Here is a 14,801-nt window from a genome sequence, read left to right on the forward strand (position 1 = left end):
CGGCCGGACGGCGGTGGAGCGGCGGGGTCAGGAGACGCCCAGCTCCTTGGCGTTGGCCTTCAGGTCCTCGATGCCACCGCAGAGGAAGAACGCCTGCTCCGGGAAGTGGTCGAACTCGCCGTCGCAGATCGCGTTGAAGGCCGCGATCGACTCGTCCAGCGGCACGTCCGAGCCGTCCACGCCGGTGAACTGCTTGGCGACGTGGGTGTTCTGGGACAGGAAGCGCTCGACGCGACGGGCGCGCGAGACGACCAGCTTGTCCTCCTCGCCCAGCTCGTCCATACCGAGGATGGCGATGATGTCCTGGAGGTCCTTGTACTTCTGAAGGATGTTCTTGACCCGCATGGCGGTGTCGTAGTGGTCCTTCGCGATGTACCGCGGGTCCAGGATGCGGGACGTGGAGTCCAGCGGGTCCACGGCCGGGTAGATGCCCTTCTCGGAGATCGGGCGGGAGAGCACCGTCGTCGCGTCGAGGTGCGCGAAGGTGGTCGCCGGGGCCGGGTCCGTGAGGTCGTCGGCGGGGACGTAGATCGCCTGCATCGAGGTGATGGAGTGACCACGGGTCGAGGTGATGCGCTCCTGGAGGAGACCCATCTCGTCGGCCAGGTTCGGCTGGTAGCCCACCGCGGAGGGCATGCGGCCGAGCAGCGTGGAGACCTCGGAACCGGCCTGCGTGAAGCGGAAGATGTTGTCGATGAAGAACAGCACGTCCTGCTTCTGGACGTCGCGGAAGTACTCGGCCATCGTCAGGCCGGCGAGCGCGACGCGCAGACGGGTCCCCGGGGGCTCGTCCATCTGGCCGAAGACCAGCGCGGTCTTGTCGATGACGCCCGAGTCGCTCATCTCGTCGATGAGGTCGTTGCCCTCACGGGTGCGCTCACCGACACCGGCGAACACCGAGACACCGTCGTGGTTGTTGGCGACGCGGTAGATCATCTCCTGGATGAGCACCGTCTTGCCGACACCGGCACCACCGAACAGGCCGATCTTGCCGCCCTTGACGTACGGGGTCAGCAGGTCGATGACCTTGATGCCGGTCTCGAACATCTCGGTCTTCGACTCGAGCTCGTCGAACCTCGGCGCGGTGCGGTGGATCGCCCAGCGCTCGCCGATGTTGGCGTTCTCCTCCGGCTTGTTCAGCACCTCGCCGAGGGTGTTGAACACCTTGCCCTTGGTGAAGTCGCCGACGGGGACCTTGATGCCCTCGCCGGTGTCGGTCACCGCGGCCTGGCGCACCAGGCCGTCGGTGGGCTGCATGGAGATCGCGCGGACCAGGCCGTCACCCAGGTGCTGGGCGACCTCGAGGGTCAGCGTCTTGCGCGTGCCCTCCTCGGCCGGGTCGTCGATGTCCACGTGCAGCGCGTTGTAAATGTCCGGCATCGCGTCGACGGGGAACTCCACGTCGACGACCGGGCCGATCACCCGGGCGACGCGGCCCGTCGCGACGGCCGTCTCCACACTGGTCGTCATTACTTTTCACTCCCCGCGTTCGCGTCGGCCAGGGCACTGGAGCCACCGACGATCTCGCTGATTTCCTGGGTGATTTCGGCCTGGCGGGCCTGGTTGGCAAGCCGGGACAGCGTGTTGATCAGCTCTCCGGCGTTGTCCGTGGCCGACTTCATCGCGCGCCGCGTGGCAGCGTGCTTGGAGGCGGCGGACTGGAGCAGCGCGTTGTAGATCCTGCTCTCGACGTACCGCGGCAGCAGGGCGTCGAGGACGTCCTCGGCCGAGGGCTCGAACTCGAAGAGCGGACGGATCTCGCCCTCCGGCGCCGCTTCCTCCTTGACCTCGTCGAGGCTGAGCGGCAGGAGCCGGTCGTCCCGCGCGGTCTGCGTCATCATCGAGACGAACTCGGTGTAGACGAGGTGGAGTTCGTCCACGCCGCCCTCCGCCGTGTCCTTCTCGATGGCCTCGATCAGCGGCGCTGCCACCGTCTTGGCGTCCGCGTAGGTCGGCTCGTCCGTGAAGCCGGTCCACGAACCCGCGAGGGCACGCTCACGGAAGTTGTAGTGCGCGATGCCGCGCCGGCCGACGACATAGATGTCGACCGTGCGGCCCGCGGCCTCCAGCTTCGCGGTCAGCCGCTCCGCCTGCTTGAGCGCGTTGGCGTTGAAGGCACCGGCCAGACCGCGGTCGCTGGCGAGAACCAGGACGGCGCTGCGGACGGGCTTCTCGGCCTCGGTGGTCAGCGGGTGCTGCGTGTTCGAGCCGGTCGCGACCGCCGTGACCGCGCGGGTCAGCTCGGTCGCGTACGGGGTCGACGCCGCCACCTTGCGCTGCGCCTTGACGATGCGCGAGGCGGCGATCATCTCCATCGCCTTGGTGATCTTCTTGGTCGCCGAGACGGACCGGATACGCCGCTTGTAGACCCGGAGCTGGGCTCCCATGAGTCAGGTCCCTTCGGTCGTCACTTGGCGGCGGTCGCGGAGGCGTCGTCGCCCAGCAGCTGGCCGTCCGAGGTCTGGAACTGCTTCTTGAAGTCCTTGACCGCGTCGCCGACCGCCGTGAGGGTGTCGTCGGACATCTTGCCGCCCTCCTTGATGGAGGTCATGAGCGGCTGACGCGTCTGGTGCAGCCAGCCGAGCAGCTCGCTCTCGAAGCGGCGGATGTCCGCGACGGGAACCTCGTCCATGAGGCCGGTGGTGGCGGACCAGACGGAGACGACCTGGTCCTCGGTGGCCATCGGCTGGTACTGGTCCTGCTTGAGCAGCTCCACCAGGCGCTGACCGCGACCGAGCTGCGCCTTGGAGGCCGCGTCCAGGTCGGAACCGAAGGCCGCGAAGGACTCCAGCTCGCGGTACTGCGCGAGGTCCAGGCGCAGACGGCCCGAGACCTGCTTCATCGCCTTGTGCTGGGCGGAGCCACCGACGCGGGAGACCGAGATACCGACGTTCAGCGCGGGGCGCTGACCGGCGTTGAAGAGGTCGGACTCCAGGAAGCACTGGCCGTCGGTGATGGAGATGACGTTGGTCGGGATGAACGCCGAGACGTCGTTGGCCTTCGTCTCGACGATCGGCAGACCCGTCATCGAACCCGCGCCCAGGTCGTCGGAGAGCTTCGCGCAGCGCTCCAGGAGACGCGAGTGCAGGTAGAAGACGTCACCCGGGTACGCCTCGCGCCCCGGCGGGCGACGCAGCAGGAGGGAGACGGCGCGGTAGGCGTCGGCCTGCTTCGACAGGTCGTCGAAGATGATCAGGACGTGCTTGCCCTCGTACATCCAGTGCTGGCCGATGGCCGAGCCGGTGTACGGGGCGAGGTACTTGAAGCCGGCCGGGTCGGAGGCCGGCGAGGCGACGATCGTCGTGTACTCCAGCGCGCCGGCCTCTTCGAGGGCACCGCGCACCGAGGCGATGGTGGAGCCCTTCTGGCCGATGGCGACGTAGATGCAGCGGACCTGCTTCTTGGGGTCGCCCGACTCCCAGTTGCCCCGCTGGTTGATGATCGTGTCGACGGCCAGCGCGGTCTTGCCGGTCTGGCGGTCGCCGATGATCAGCTGACGCTGGCCGCGGCCGATCGGGGTCATGGCGTCGACGGCCTTGTAGCCCGTCTCCATCGGCTCGTGGACCGACTTGCGCTGCATGACGGTGGGAGCCTGAAGCTCCAGCGCGCGGCGACCGCTGGTCGCGATCTCGCCGAGGCCGTCGATCGGGTTGCCCAGCGGGTCGACGACACGGCCGAGGTAGCCGTCGCCGACACCGACCGAGAGGACCTCGCCGGTACGCGTGACCGGCTGCCCCTCCTCGACGCCGCTGAACTCGCCGAGGACGATGGCACCGATCTCGCGCTCCTCAAGGTTGAGGGCGAGGCCGAGTGTGCCGTCCTCGAACTTCAGCAGTTCGTTCGCCATCGCCGAGGGCAGCCCCTCGATGCGGGCGATGCCGTCGCCCGCGGTGGTGACAGTGCCGACCTCCTCGCGCGAGGCCGCGTCCGGCTTGTACGACTGGACGAAGTTCTCCAGTGCGTCCCGGATCTCCTCCGGCCGGATCGTGAGCTCCGCCATCTGAGTTCCCTGCTCTCCTTGTTGGGCCCGAAGTCTTTGGGGGTTCCTGGGGGAACCCCCCAGAACTTCTTCATCCTGTGGACGGCCCAACCGGGCCGTTTGATCGTGCATGTCTCTACAGCTGCTCGGCGCCCAGGCGCCGAGGCCGCTCAGCGTCCGAAGCCGCTCAGCGTCCGAGGCCGGTCTCCGTGACCGCTCGGGTCCGCGAGCCCGGCCGCGCGGGCCGGGCGCCGTCGGCCGGTCAGCCCGCCATCCGGCGGCTGACCTCCTCGATGCGGTCGGCGAGAGAGCCGTTGATGACCTCGTCGCCGATCTGGACGCGGATGCCACCGAGGACTTCCGGGTCCACATCGAGGTTGAGGTGCAGCTCCTTGCCGTACAGCTTCGCCAGGGACCGCGCCAGGCGGTCGCGCTGGGCGTCGCTGAGGGGTACCGCGGAGGTGACCACGGCCACGAGCCGGTTGCGGCGCTCGGCGGCGAGCCGGGCGAGCGTTTCCAGTCCGCTTTCCAGGCTACGTCCTCGGGGATGTGCCACGAGCCGGGCGAGGAGACGCTCGGTGCTCGCGTGGGCACGGCCCGCGAGGAGGTTGCGCACCAGGCCCGCACGCGCCTCGGCCGGGGCCGAGTCGTCGGTGAGCGCGGCACGCAGCGCGTGGTCGGAGACGACGATCCGGCCGAAGCGGAAGATCTCGTCCTCCACGTCGTCCAGGCCGCCGGCCCGCTGCGCGGCGGTCAGCTCGGCGAGGTTCGCCAGCTCCTCCAGGGCGTCCGTGAAGTCGCGCGAACGCGACCAGCGGGAGCGCACCAGACCGGCGACGAGGTCGGCGGTCGGACCGCTGACCTGGCCGCCGAGCAGGCGCTGGGCGAGCTGCGCCTTGGCCTCGGCGGGCTGCGCCGGGTCGGTGAGGACCCGACGCAGGGACACCTCGCGGTCGAGCAGCGTGGTGGTCGCCGTCAGCTCCTCGGCCAGCGTCGTGGCGTCGGCGGACGTCGAGTCCGTCAGCGCGTCGAGACGCTGGACCGCGGCCGACAGCGCCTCGCGGCTCGCTCCGTTCATCGTGCCGCCTCAGCCTTCGCGTCGAGTTCGTCGAGGAAACGGTCGATCGTGCGGCTCTGGCGGGCGTGGTCCTCCAGGGACTCGCCGACCAGCTTGCCGGCCAGTTCGGTCGCGAGGCGGCCGACGTCCTGACGCAGGGTGGTCGCTGCGGCCTTGCGGTCCGCCTCGATCTGGGTGTGGCCGGCGGCGATGATCTCCTCACGCTGCCGCTGGCCTTCCGCGCGCATCTCGGCGATGAGCGTGGCGCCCTGTTCCTGCGCCTCGGACCGCAGCCGGGCGGCCTCGTGGCGGGCCTCGGCGAGCTGGGCCTTGTACTGCTCCAGCACGCTGTCGGCCTCGGTACGAGCGGCCTCGGCCTTCTCCATCCCGCCCTCGATGGCCTCACGGCGCTCGTCCAGAACCTTGTTGATGTTCGGGAGGAGCTTCCAGGCGAGGAGGCCGAAGACGATGACGAAGGCGAGGGCGCCGATGACCAGCTCGGGGATCGGCGGGACGAGGGGGTTCTCCGCGTCCTCAGCCGCGAGCATCAGCAGTGAGCTCACTTGGGTGCCTTCCGTCTAGTGGGCGTACGTCTCGGGCGGATCAGGTGCCGTAGACGAACGGCATGACCAGACCGATGAGCGCGAGCGCCTCACAGAAGGCGAAGCCGAGGATCTGGTTGGCGCGGATCAGGCCGGCCGCTTCGGGCTGGCGGGCGAGCGCCTGGGTGCCGTTGCCGAAGATGATGCCGACGCCGACGCCGGGGCCGATGGCGGCGAGGCCGTAGCCGAGCGAGCCCAGCGAGCCGGTGACGGTGTCAGCGGCGAGGGTCTGGAGAGCGGACATGCCGGTTCTTCCTTCTCTTTACGCGGACCGGTGGGGGTTGGCCACCGGACGATCAAGGTGGGGGCGGGCCGAGGTCAGTGGTGCTCGGCGACGGCGCCCTGGAGGTAGGTCACGGTCAGCAGCACGAAGACGTACGCCTGAAGTGCCTGGATGAACAGCTCGAAGGCGGTCATCACGAGCGTCATGATGAACGAGACGCCCGCGTACGCGATCCCGACGCCGTTGAGCAGGTACCAGCTCGCGATGGTGAAGAGCAGGATCAGCGTGTGGCCCGCGAACATGTTGGCGAAGAGTCGCACCGCGTGCGTGAAGGGACGCACGAGCAGGTTCGAGAACAGCTCGATGACGGCGGCGAGGTAGGCGACCGGGCCGAGCGACTTGTCGAAGCCGGTGACGTTCTTCCAGAAGCCGGACCAGCCGTGCCGCTTGAAGGTCAGGCTGATCCAGGTCACGTAGACGAGGAGAGCGAGGACCGCGGGGTACGAGATGATCGCGGTGACCGGGAACTGGGCGACCGGGATGACCGACCAGAGGTTCATCATCCAGACGAAGAAGAAGAGGGAGACGATGAGCGGAACCCACTTCTCGCCCTCCTTCTTGCCCATCGTCTCGTAGACGACCCCGCGCCGGATGAAGTCGTAGCCGGACTCGGCGACCATCTGGAGCTTGCCGGGGACGACCTTCGGCTTGCGGAAGGCGGCCCAGAAGAAGCCGACGATGATGATCGAGCCCACGAGGGCGAGCAGCATCGTCTTGTTGAAGTAAAGATTGCTGTCCCCGTCGCCCCAGAGCGGCTTGAACAGGAACGAGTGCAGGCCCGGGGCCGGGAAACCGCATCCGTCGAAGATGTGGCAGTCGGTCTCGAAGGCGAGCACCTGCGTCGGGTCAGCACTCACCGCGGGCTCCTTCAGCGTGGCGCATAGGTACGGCAACCTCGTTGTGTCGGCGCGGCGCGGAGCCGCTGGTCGGCACGGGACTGGTGTTACGGGTGTGGGGACGGCTCTCGCTCGACGAGCCTCGCGGTCCAGCAGGACAAGGCTCGGATGGCCGCGTCCGCGATGCCGCAGTTGGAACCGGACAATAGCAGTCGCGTCCGCGACCCTTTATCCCGCCCCTACCCCTCATGCGCGGGACCCCGACTTCGACCCGTTCCCGGCCTTGTGCGCGGCCTCCGGGTCGACGTAGAGGATCTTCGCCTTCGTGTGTGCCCGAGCCTGCGCCGCGATCCAGATCAAGGTCCCCGCCACCAGGACGGAGGCGAAGACCTTGGGGTCGAAGAGATCGGTGTCCTTGAAGACGGCCACGAACACGACGAGCAGCAGGAGCTGGCCCGTGTAGAGCGCGAGCCCCATGCCCTGGAAGATCGAGGGATACGCGCGGGCGACCCACTGGAGGATCGCGAGGCCGCCGCCCATGAAGAGCAGCACGATGACGGTCGCGACCACAGCGCCGAGGGCTCCCTTTCCGCCTGCCACGATCGCGGCGACTACGGCTGCGATCGCGCCGGCGGCGGCTGTGGGAACAGCGGTCCGCTGGAGGAGGAGGGTGTCCTGCGAGGGCATGGCGGCAACTCCGCTACGTGGGTGGGGACAGCACAGGGGTACTGCACAAGGGGGTCTCGTCGGGGACGAGCGTAGACCGGGCGGGAGGCGGGAGCCTCCGGGTGACGAAGGTCAACGGGCCGTCAAAGCACGGCTCTTCGACCCTGTTCCCCCGGCCTCGTGAACGCTATCACAAACTATTTGATGAGGTCTTTACCTCGAACGTGTGCTAGTTGTCACACGTGAGCGTTAATTCCCCTGCTGGCACGTGACCTTCGCTCAACTTGTCTGCTATTAAGGGGATTTTGCCATCGGTTGAGACGGCTCGGCACGTCCAGGTGAACTCTCCCAGGAGCCCGTAACCTTTTCCGATTTCAGTGCCGCGAGCCCGCCGAGTGCGCGGGGTCCCGCTTCTCGTACGCGCCGAGTGCCGTCGCCCCGTGGGCGGTACGCGCCGGAGCGGCCCCCCCGGACGCCGCCTCGTCGACCGCCGCCGCTGCTGCCTCGGCCCTGGCCCGCCGCAGTGCCGCCCTGCGCCGCCGGTAGCGCGGCGGCACGGCCTTCTCCGCCCAGTGGGGCACGCGGGGCTGGAAGCGCGGCAGCAGGAGCAGGACGAGGCCCACCGCGCTCCCCGCCATGATCGCGAGCACGATCCACATCGAGGCCGAGTTCACCGAGTAGGCGAGCGTCCCGAAGGAGATGAGCGCGCACCAGAAGTACATGATCAGCACGGCACGGGACTTGGAGTGCCCGAGCTGCAACAGACGGTGGTGGAGGTGGCCCCGGTCGGCGGCGAACGGCGACTGCCCGCGCCACGTGCGCCGCACCACCGCGAGCACGAGGTCCACGGCGGGCACCGCGATGATCGACAGGGGCAGCAGCAGCGGGATGTACGAGGGCACCATCTCGTGGACCGAGGCGCGCTCCGAGCCCGTGAAGAGGTTGAGGGCGTCCGGCTCGACCTGCCCCGTGATCGAGATGCCGCCCGCGGCGAGCACGAGCCCGATGAGCATCGAGCCCGAGTCGCCCATGAAGATCCTCGCCGGTGGCATGTTGTGCGGCAGGAAGCCGAGGCACATGCCGATGAGGATCGCCGAGAAGAGCGTCGCGGGGGCCGCCGCCTCGATGGCGTGCCCGTACCAGATGCGGTAGGCGTACAGGAAGAACGCGGTCGCGGCGATGCAGACCATCCCGGCCGCGAGGCCGTCGAGCCCGTCCACGAAGTTGACCGCGTTGACCGTGACGAGGACGAGCGCGACCGTGAGCAGATTGCCCTGCCAGGCGCTCAGCAGGATCGTGCCCTCGCCCGGGATCGGCAGCCACAGGATGGTGAGGCCCTGGACGACCATGACACCGGCCGCGATGAGCTGGCCGCCGAGCTTCACGAGGGCGTCGATCTCGTACTTGTCGTCGAGCACGCCGACGATCCAGATGATCGCGGCGCCCGAGAGCAGCGCCCTCGGTTCGTGCGAACTCGTGAAGACACTGTTGAGGTTCGTGAGGTGGTCGGCGACGAGCAGCCCCGCGCACAGCCCCGCGAACATCGCGATGCCCCCGAGGCGGGGGGTGGGCTCGCGGTGCACGTCCCGGGCCCGGATCTCGGTCATGGCGCCCGCCACGATGGCGAACTTCCGCACCGGTCCGGTCAGCAGATAGGTCACCGCCATCGTGATGCAGAGCGTCAGCAGGTATTCACGCACGGGCTTCCCCACAGATCGAGCGGCCATCCTCCAGCGCACACCTTAGCTTCGCGCGCATACCGCCTTGACCTTCCGGGTAGCCCCTCTGGTTGTCCCGAAACGCCCCCGTAGCGGGTCACGGGGCCCCCGACCACCCCAAATCCCCCGCACCGCACATCCGTCGCACGGGGGATGTTTCCCGCCCGCCCGCGGCGGGCCGATTCCCCCGGACGCGGCGGGCCCTCGGCCCCCGCCCACCGGGGCGCCCGCCCGGCTCAGCGGGCCACTTCGGCCCCTGTCAGGGCGTTGATCACGGGATCGAGCGCCTCGCTGATCTCCCCGCCGATCGCCTCGAAGAACGTCAGGGGCGCCCCGTAGGGGTCGTGCACCTCGTCCGCCTCGGGCGTGGGCGCGAGCAGCCAGCCGCGCAGCGCGGCGGCGGCCCGTACGAGCGCCCGCGCGCGGCCCGCGAGATCGGCGGTGTCCGGCAGCGTCGCGGGGTCTATCGCCCGGACGAGCCGCGTGAACTCCTTGAGCGTGAAGGTCCGCAGGCCCGCCGAGTGCCCCATCGAGATCACCTGGGCGCGGTGGTCCCTGGTCGCGGTGAGGACGAGGTCCGCGTGGATGACGTGCCCGTCGAGCAGTTCCCGGGCGCGGAACCCGGCGGGGTCGGCGCCCAGTTCGCTCAGCACGGCCGCCGCGTTCTCCTCCATGGGCGCGCCCTCGTGCCCCCACGTGCCCGCGCTCTCCACGATCAGCTCGGCGCCCGCGCGCGCCCCGAGCCGGGCCGCCAGGGCATGCCGGGTCAGCCGCTCGGTGATCGGCGAGCGGCACACGTTCCCGGTGCTGACGTGGAGGATGCGGAAGGGAGGGTCGGGCGGGTCCCCGGGTATGTCCCGTCCTTCGCCGGGGGCCGTCAACTGGCCACCTTGAGATGGGGTACCACCTTGCGCAGCTCCTCGGCGTCGATGACCCCGGCACGCAGGAGGACGGGCACCTCGCCGCTCACGTCGACGATCGAGGAAGGAACGTTTCCCGACGTGGGACCGCCGTCGAGGTAGACGGAGACCGAGTCGCCGAGCATCTCCTGGGCGGCGTCGCAGGTCTCGGGCGAGGGGTGGCCGGTGAGATTGCCCGAGGAGACGGCCATCGGGCCGAACTCGGTGAGGAGTTCGATCGCGACGGGGTGCAGCGGCATGCGGATCGCGACGGTGCCGCGGGTGTCCCCGAGGTCCCAGGCGAGCGAGGGCTGGTGGCGGGCGACGAGCGTGAGACCGCCGGGCCAGAAGGCGTCCACGAGGTCCCAGGCGGTCTCGGAGAAGTCCGTGACGAGGCCGTGCAGGGTGTTCGGGGAGCCGATGAGCACGGGCGAGGGCATGTTGCGCCCGCGGCCCTTGGCGGCGAGCAGGTCGCCGACCGCCTCGGCGCTGAAGGCGTCGGCGCCGATGCCGTAGACGGTGTCGGTCGGCAGGACGACGAGTTCGCCGCGCCGGACGGCGGCGGCGGCCTCGCGCAGGCCGGTGGCGCGGTCGGTCGCGTCGTCGCAGTCGTATCGCCGTGCCATCAGCGGGTCTCCTGTTCGCGGGGAAGGTGCGGGGGGTCGTACGGGGTGTGGCGGGGGTCGTGCGGGGTGCTGCGGGGGTCGTGCGGGCCCGGGCCGCTCACGGCAGGGCCTTGCGGGCCGTCGCGAAGCGGGGGCGGTTGTTGAGGTCGGGGTGGTCGGCCGCGTCGGCCCAGCCGCGCTCCTCGGTGAAGAGCCACGGCACCTGCCCGCCCTGGGTGTCGGCGTGCTCGACGACGACGACGCCGCCGGGGCGCAGCAGGCGGTGCGCGGTGCGCTCGATGCGGCGGATCGTGTCGAGGCCGTCCTCGCCGGAGAAGAGCGCCATCTCGGGGTCGTGGTCGCGGGCCTCGGGCGCGACGTACTCCCACTCGGTGAGCGGGATGTACGGCGGGTTGGAGATCACGAGGTCGACCTGGCCGTCGAGTTCGGGCAGGGCCGCGAAGGCGTCGCCGTGGTGCAGGTGGACGCGGGAGCCCTCGACGTTCTTGCGGGTCCACACGAGGGCGTCCTCGCTCAGCTCGACGGCGTGCACCGTGGAGCGCGGCACCTCCTGCGCGAGCGCGAGCGCGATGGCGCCGGAGCCGGTGCACAGGTCCACGACGAGCGGTTCGACGACGTCCATCGCGCGGACGGCGTCTATGGCCCAGCCGACGACGGACTCGGTCTCGGGGCGGGGCACGAAGACCCCGGGGCCCACCTGGAGCTCCAGGTAGCGGAAGTAGGCCCGCCCGGTGATGTGCTGGAGCGGCTCGCGCGCCTCGCGGCGGGCGATCGTCTCCCAGTAGCGGGCGTCGAAGTCGGCGTCCGGGACGGTGTGCAGTTCCCCGCGCTTGACGTCGTGCACGTACGCGGCGAGTTCCTCCGCGTCGTTGCGGGGAGAGGGCACACCGGCGGCGGCGAGCCGCTGGGTGGCCTGGGCCACCTCGGCGAGCAGGAGGTTCACGCGCCTGTCCTTCCTGTGGCGCCGGCGCCGCCGGCTGCCGCGGCCCGCGGGGGGCCGCTTTCGGTCACACGCTCGTGGGGCGTCGTACGGGACCGGACCACGGCCCCGCCCGCGGTCACGCCGCGGCGAGCTTGGCCGCGGAGTCCGCGTCCACGCACGCCTGGATCACCGCGTCGAGATCCCCGTCGAGCACCTGGTCGAGGTTGTACGCCTTGTAGCCGACGCGGTGGTCGGAGATGCGGTTCTCGGGGAAGTTGTACGTCCGGATCTTCTCCGAGCGGTCCACGGTGCGCACCTGGCTGCGGCGCGCGTCCGCCGCCTCGCGCTCGGCCTCCTCCTGGGCCGCGGCCAAGAGCCGGGAGCGCAGGATGCGCAGGGCCTGCTCCTTGTTCTGGAGCTGGCTCTTCTCGTTCTGGCAGGAGGCGACGACGCCGGTGGGCAGGTGTGTGATGCGCACGGCCGAGTCGGTCGTGTTGACGGACTGGCCGCCGGGTCCCGAGGAGCGGTAGACGTCGATGCGCAGGTCGTTCGGGTTGATCTCGACGTCCACCTCCTCGGCCTCGGGGGTCACGAGGACCCCGGCGGCCGAGGTGTGGATGCGGCCCTGGGACTCGGTCGAGGGCACCCGCTGCACGCGGTGCACGCCGCCCTCGTACTTCATCCGCGCCCAGACGCCCTGACCGGGCTCGGGGTTCGCGTTGCCCTTCGTCTTCACGGCGACCTGGACGTCCTTGTAGCCGCCCAGCTCGGACTCGGTGGCGTCGAGGATCTCGGTCTTCCAGCCGACGCGCTCGGCGTACCGCAGGTACATGCGCAGCAGGTCGCCCGCGAAGAGCGCGGACTCGTCGCCGCCCGCGCCCGCCTTGATCTCCAGGATGACGTCCTTCTCGTCGCTCGGGTCGCGCGGGACGAGCAGGAGGCGCAGCTTCTCGGTCAGCTCCTCGCGGCGCTCGTCCAGCTCCTTGACCTCGGCGGCGAACTCGGGGTCCTCGGCGGCGAGTTCGCGGGCGGTCGCGATGTCGTCCCCGGTCGCGCGCCAGGCCCGGTAGGTGCCGACGATGGGCGTCAGCTCGGCGTAGCGCTTGCTCAGCCGCCGGGCGTTGGCCTGGTCGGCGTGGACCGAGGGGTCGGCGAGTTTCTGCTCCAGTTCGGCGTGCTCGCCGATGAGTTCCTCGACCGCCTCGAACATCTCCGGGCTCCAAATCGCGTACGTGGAAGGGCTGCGGGGCTGGGCCGCACGGGGGGACCGCTGGGGGCCGGTGGCGCCGGGGGCGTGCCACTGCCGAAAAAGCGCCGGCCCCGGCCGCCCCGAGGGGCGGCCGAGGACCGGCGCGTTCGGCTCGCTACTTCTTGGCGGAGCCGGTGGCGGCCTTGCCGAAGCGGGCCTCGAAGCGGGCCACGCGGCCGCCGGTGTCGAGGATCTTCTGCTTGCCCGTGTAGAACGGGTGGCACTCGGAGCACACGTCGGCGCGGATGGTGCCGGACGGGACGGTGCTACGGGTCGTGAACGACGCGCCACAGGTGCAGCTGACCTGCGTCTCGACGTACTCGGGGTGGATGTCGCGCTTCAAGGTGTCTCCTAGGTTCTGGAGGGTGCCGGGTCGCGGAGCCGGGAATGGCGCCACGTGAACCGGGACCGACGGACCAGTTTGCCAGCACTGGCTGCATCCCCCAAAACCGGGGTGGGGGCGCTCGTATTCCCGTACGGAGGGTCGCCCGCCGGTGCCGGTTCGTGACGCGGGGGGCGTACGCGCGCGCTCGGGCCCGTACACCCCGGTCTCAGCCCTTGACGACCCCGTCGGCGCCGCCCTGCGTCGTGCCGTGCTCCGCCGCCGCGGGGACGGCCTTGTCGGCGCGCAGCGCCTTCCACAGCAGCGTGTCCTTCGCGGTGTCGGGCAGCACGCGGTTGGCGTCCTGGGGGTCGTAGGCGACGGGCAGGGTCACCATCGTCGTGGCGGAGGTCTTGACGCCCTTGAGCGAGGTGCCGAACGTGGCGAGGCCGCGCACCGAGTCGAGCCCGGAGTCGGTCGTGAGCGCGCTCGTGGCCGCTCCCGCGAGCTTGTACGCCTTCGCGGGGTTGCCGAGGACGCCGACGTGCTTGACGCGGTCGATGAGCGCCTTGACGAACGCCTGCTGGAGCTGGATGCGGCCGAGGTCGCTGCCGTCGCCGACGCCGTGCCGGGTGCGGACGAGGCCGAGGGACTGCTCGCCGTCCAGCGTGTGCCTGCCCGCGGCGAGGCTCAGGTGGCTGGAGGTGTCCTGGATGGGCTTCGTGGTGGTGAGCGGGACGCCGCCGAGGGCGTCGACGAGCTTCTTGAAGCCCGTGAAGTCGACCTCGACGTAGTGGTCCATGCGGATGCCGGACATCGACTCGACGGTCTTGACGGCGCACGCGGGCCCGCCGGCCGAGTAGGCGCTGTTGAACATCGCCTGGTGCGCCGCGGGGACGGTCTTCCCGCCGTCCGTCGCGCACGCGGGCCGGTCCACGAGGGTGTCGCGCGGGATCGAGACGACGCTCGCCTTCTTGTGGCCCTCGTAGACGTGCACGACCATCGCGGTGTCCGAGCGTGCGGAGCCCTCGTCGCGCCCGTACTCGCCGTTGCTGCCCGAGCGCGAGTCGGAGCCGAGGACGAGGATGTCCATCGAGCCGTTGTCGGTGTCGGCGGGCCGGTCCTTGCCCAGCGCCGCGTCGATGTCGACGCCCTTGATGTTGTGGTTGAGGTGCCAGTACGCGTAGCCGAGGCCCGAGCCGCCGAGTACGACGACGCCGGCGGTCGCCCAGGCGGCGATCAGCAGGCCCTTGCGGCGGGCACGCGGCTTGCGGCGGCGCCCCTTGCCGCCCCGGCGGGGGCGAGTGCCCTCCTCGGGGCTTGCGGGGGTGTCGGTCATGCGCTCCTCAGCTCTGTCGCGTGGCTCCCCCGTCCCGGGCGTGCTCACGTCAGCGCGCGCCCGGATCGTGCCAGCGTCGCACAACGGGCTGTGATCACGACGGAGCCCGCCGCGGCCGGTAGGTGCCCCCCACACGCGAACTGCCTGCGGTTTTCCCGCGCGGGCCGGGAGCGGGCGCGCTCACGGGCTGTGGCGAAGGACACGCGGGCGGGGGTACGGGCTCGCGGGGGCGTGGGGGCCCGACGGCCGGGACCAGAACGAAGGCCGGGGGCCGCCCTCCCTGGTGGGAAAGCGGCCCCCGGC

At 70.4% G+C, this 14,801-nt stretch carries 15 protein-coding genes; all 15 read right to left on the minus strand.

All coding sequences use genetic code 11. The features are described 5' to 3' along the window. Positions 1 to 27 precede the first annotated feature (27 nt). The gene (gene atpD / locus STTU_RS09115) at positions 28 to 1,470 is read right to left on the minus strand and encodes a F0F1 ATP synthase subunit beta (protein ID WP_043254649.1); all 1,443 of its coding nucleotides are present in this window, start codon (positions 1,468 to 1,470) and stop codon (positions 28 to 30) included. After that, positions 1,470 to 2,387 carry a F0F1 ATP synthase subunit gamma gene (locus tag STTU_RS09120; RefSeq protein ID WP_007821998.1) on the minus strand — a complete coding sequence of 306 codons (918 nt, stop codon included), beginning with the start codon at positions 2,385 to 2,387 and terminating at the stop codon, positions 1,470 to 1,472. The genes atpD and STTU_RS09120 overlap by 1 nt, the downstream gene beginning before the upstream one ends. A 20-nt stretch (positions 2,388 to 2,407) precedes the next feature. Next, complete coding sequence (atpA, locus tag STTU_RS09125) at positions 2,408 to 4,000, minus strand: F0F1 ATP synthase subunit alpha (RefSeq protein ID WP_043254651.1); 1,593 nt, start codon at positions 3,998 to 4,000, stop codon at positions 2,408 to 2,410. Positions 4,001 to 4,241: 241 nt separating this feature from the next. Further along, entirely contained in the window at positions 4,242 to 5,057 is an 816-nt protein-coding gene (locus STTU_RS09130; protein ID WP_043254652.1) for a F0F1 ATP synthase subunit delta, read from the minus strand. Then, positions 5,054 to 5,599, minus strand: coding sequence for a F0F1 ATP synthase subunit B (locus STTU_RS09135; protein ID WP_007822002.1), 546 nt, complete (start codon positions 5,597 to 5,599; stop codon positions 5,054 to 5,056). Before STTU_RS09135 ends, STTU_RS09130 begins: the two co-directional genes overlap by 4 nt. Positions 5,600 to 5,639: 40 nt before the next feature. Beyond that, entirely contained in the window at positions 5,640 to 5,882 is a 243-nt protein-coding gene (locus STTU_RS09140) for an ATP synthase subunit C (RefSeq protein ID WP_007822004.1), read from the minus strand. Between the two features lie 74 nt (positions 5,883 to 5,956). After that, positions 5,957 to 6,778, minus strand: a complete 822-nt coding sequence (gene atpB, locus STTU_RS09145) for a F0F1 ATP synthase subunit A (protein ID WP_010273396.1) — start codon at positions 6,776 to 6,778, stop codon at positions 5,957 to 5,959. 225 nt (positions 6,779 to 7,003) lie between these two features. Beyond that, positions 7,004 to 7,444 carry a hypothetical protein gene (locus STTU_RS09150; protein WP_007822009.1) on the minus strand — a complete coding sequence of 147 codons (441 nt, stop codon included), beginning with the start codon at positions 7,442 to 7,444 and terminating at the stop codon, positions 7,004 to 7,006. A 353-nt stretch (positions 7,445 to 7,797) separates the two neighbouring features. Beyond that, positions 7,798 to 9,150, minus strand: a complete 1,353-nt coding sequence (locus STTU_RS09155; protein ID WP_007822017.1) for an MraY family glycosyltransferase — start codon at positions 9,148 to 9,150, stop codon at positions 7,798 to 7,800. Between the two features lie 227 nt (positions 9,151 to 9,377). Continuing rightward, a complete protein-coding gene (locus tag STTU_RS09160) occupies positions 9,378 to 10,022 on the minus strand; it encodes a low molecular weight phosphatase family protein (protein ID WP_010273403.1) in 645 nt (214 codons plus the stop codon). Continuing rightward, positions 10,019 to 10,666, minus strand: coding sequence for an L-threonylcarbamoyladenylate synthase (locus STTU_RS09165; protein WP_007822021.1), 648 nt, complete (start codon positions 10,664 to 10,666; stop codon positions 10,019 to 10,021). The genes STTU_RS09160 and STTU_RS09165 overlap by 4 nt, the downstream gene beginning before the upstream one ends. Before the next feature lie 97 nt (positions 10,667 to 10,763). Next, positions 10,764 to 11,609 (minus strand): peptide chain release factor N(5)-glutamine methyltransferase, encoded by an 846-nt coding sequence (gene prmC / locus STTU_RS09170; RefSeq protein ID WP_007822023.1) that lies wholly within the window; start codon positions 11,607 to 11,609, stop codon positions 10,764 to 10,766. Between the two features lie 115 nt (positions 11,610 to 11,724). Then, positions 11,725 to 12,798 (minus strand): peptide chain release factor 1, encoded by a 1,074-nt coding sequence (gene prfA / locus STTU_RS09175; protein WP_007822025.1) that lies wholly within the window; start codon positions 12,796 to 12,798, stop codon positions 11,725 to 11,727. A gap of 154 nt (positions 12,799 to 12,952) precedes the next feature. Next, complete coding sequence (gene rpmE, locus STTU_RS09180) at positions 12,953 to 13,180, minus strand: 50S ribosomal protein L31 (protein WP_007822028.1); 228 nt, start codon at positions 13,178 to 13,180, stop codon at positions 12,953 to 12,955. 208 nt (positions 13,181 to 13,388) lie between these two features. Then, the gene (locus STTU_RS09185; RefSeq protein WP_007822029.1) at positions 13,389 to 14,498 is read right to left on the minus strand and encodes an LCP family protein; all 1,110 of its coding nucleotides are present in this window, start codon (positions 14,496 to 14,498) and stop codon (positions 13,389 to 13,391) included. Positions 14,499 to 14,801 lie beyond the last annotated feature (303 nt).

It is taken from the genome of Streptomyces sp. Tu6071 (assembly GCF_000213055.1).
In the GTDB taxonomy this organism is placed as follows: Bacteria; Actinomycetota; Actinomycetes; order Streptomycetales; family Streptomycetaceae; genus Streptomyces; species Streptomyces evansiae.

Excerpts from the sequence above, each read along its gene's own strand:
- STTU_RS09140 (WP_007822004.1), bottom strand. The coding sequence starts at position 5,882 with ATGTCCGCTCTCCAGACCCTCGCCGCTGACACCGTCACCGGCTCGCTG.
- STTU_RS09165 (WP_007822021.1), bottom strand. The coding sequence starts at position 10,666 with ATGGCACGGCGATACGACTGCGACGACGCGACCGACCGCGCCACCGGC.
- atpD (WP_043254649.1), bottom strand. The coding sequence starts at position 1,470 with ATGACGACCAGTGTGGAGACGGCCGTCGCGACGGGCCGCGTCGCCCGG.
- STTU_RS09155 (WP_007822017.1), bottom strand. The coding sequence starts at position 9,150 with ATGGCCGCTCGATCTGTGGGGAAGCCCGTGCGTGAATACCTGCTGACG.
- STTU_RS09120 (WP_007821998.1), bottom strand. The coding sequence starts at position 2,387 with ATGGGAGCCCAGCTCCGGGTCTACAAGCGGCGTATCCGGTCCGTCTCG.
- atpA (WP_043254651.1), bottom strand. The coding sequence starts at position 4,000 with ATGGCGGAGCTCACGATCCGGCCGGAGGAGATCCGGGACGCACTGGAG.
- prfA (WP_007822025.1), bottom strand. The coding sequence starts at position 12,798 with ATGTTCGAGGCGGTCGAGGAACTCATCGGCGAGCACGCCGAACTGGAG.
- STTU_RS09130 (WP_043254652.1), bottom strand. The coding sequence starts at position 5,057 with ATGAACGGAGCGAGCCGCGAGGCGCTGTCGGCCGCGGTCCAGCGTCTC.
- STTU_RS09150 (WP_007822009.1), bottom strand. The coding sequence starts at position 7,444 with ATGCCCTCGCAGGACACCCTCCTCCTCCAGCGGACCGCTGTTCCCACA.
- STTU_RS09185 (WP_007822029.1), bottom strand. The coding sequence starts at position 14,498 with ATGACCGACACCCCCGCAAGCCCCGAGGAGGGCACTCGCCCCCGCCGG.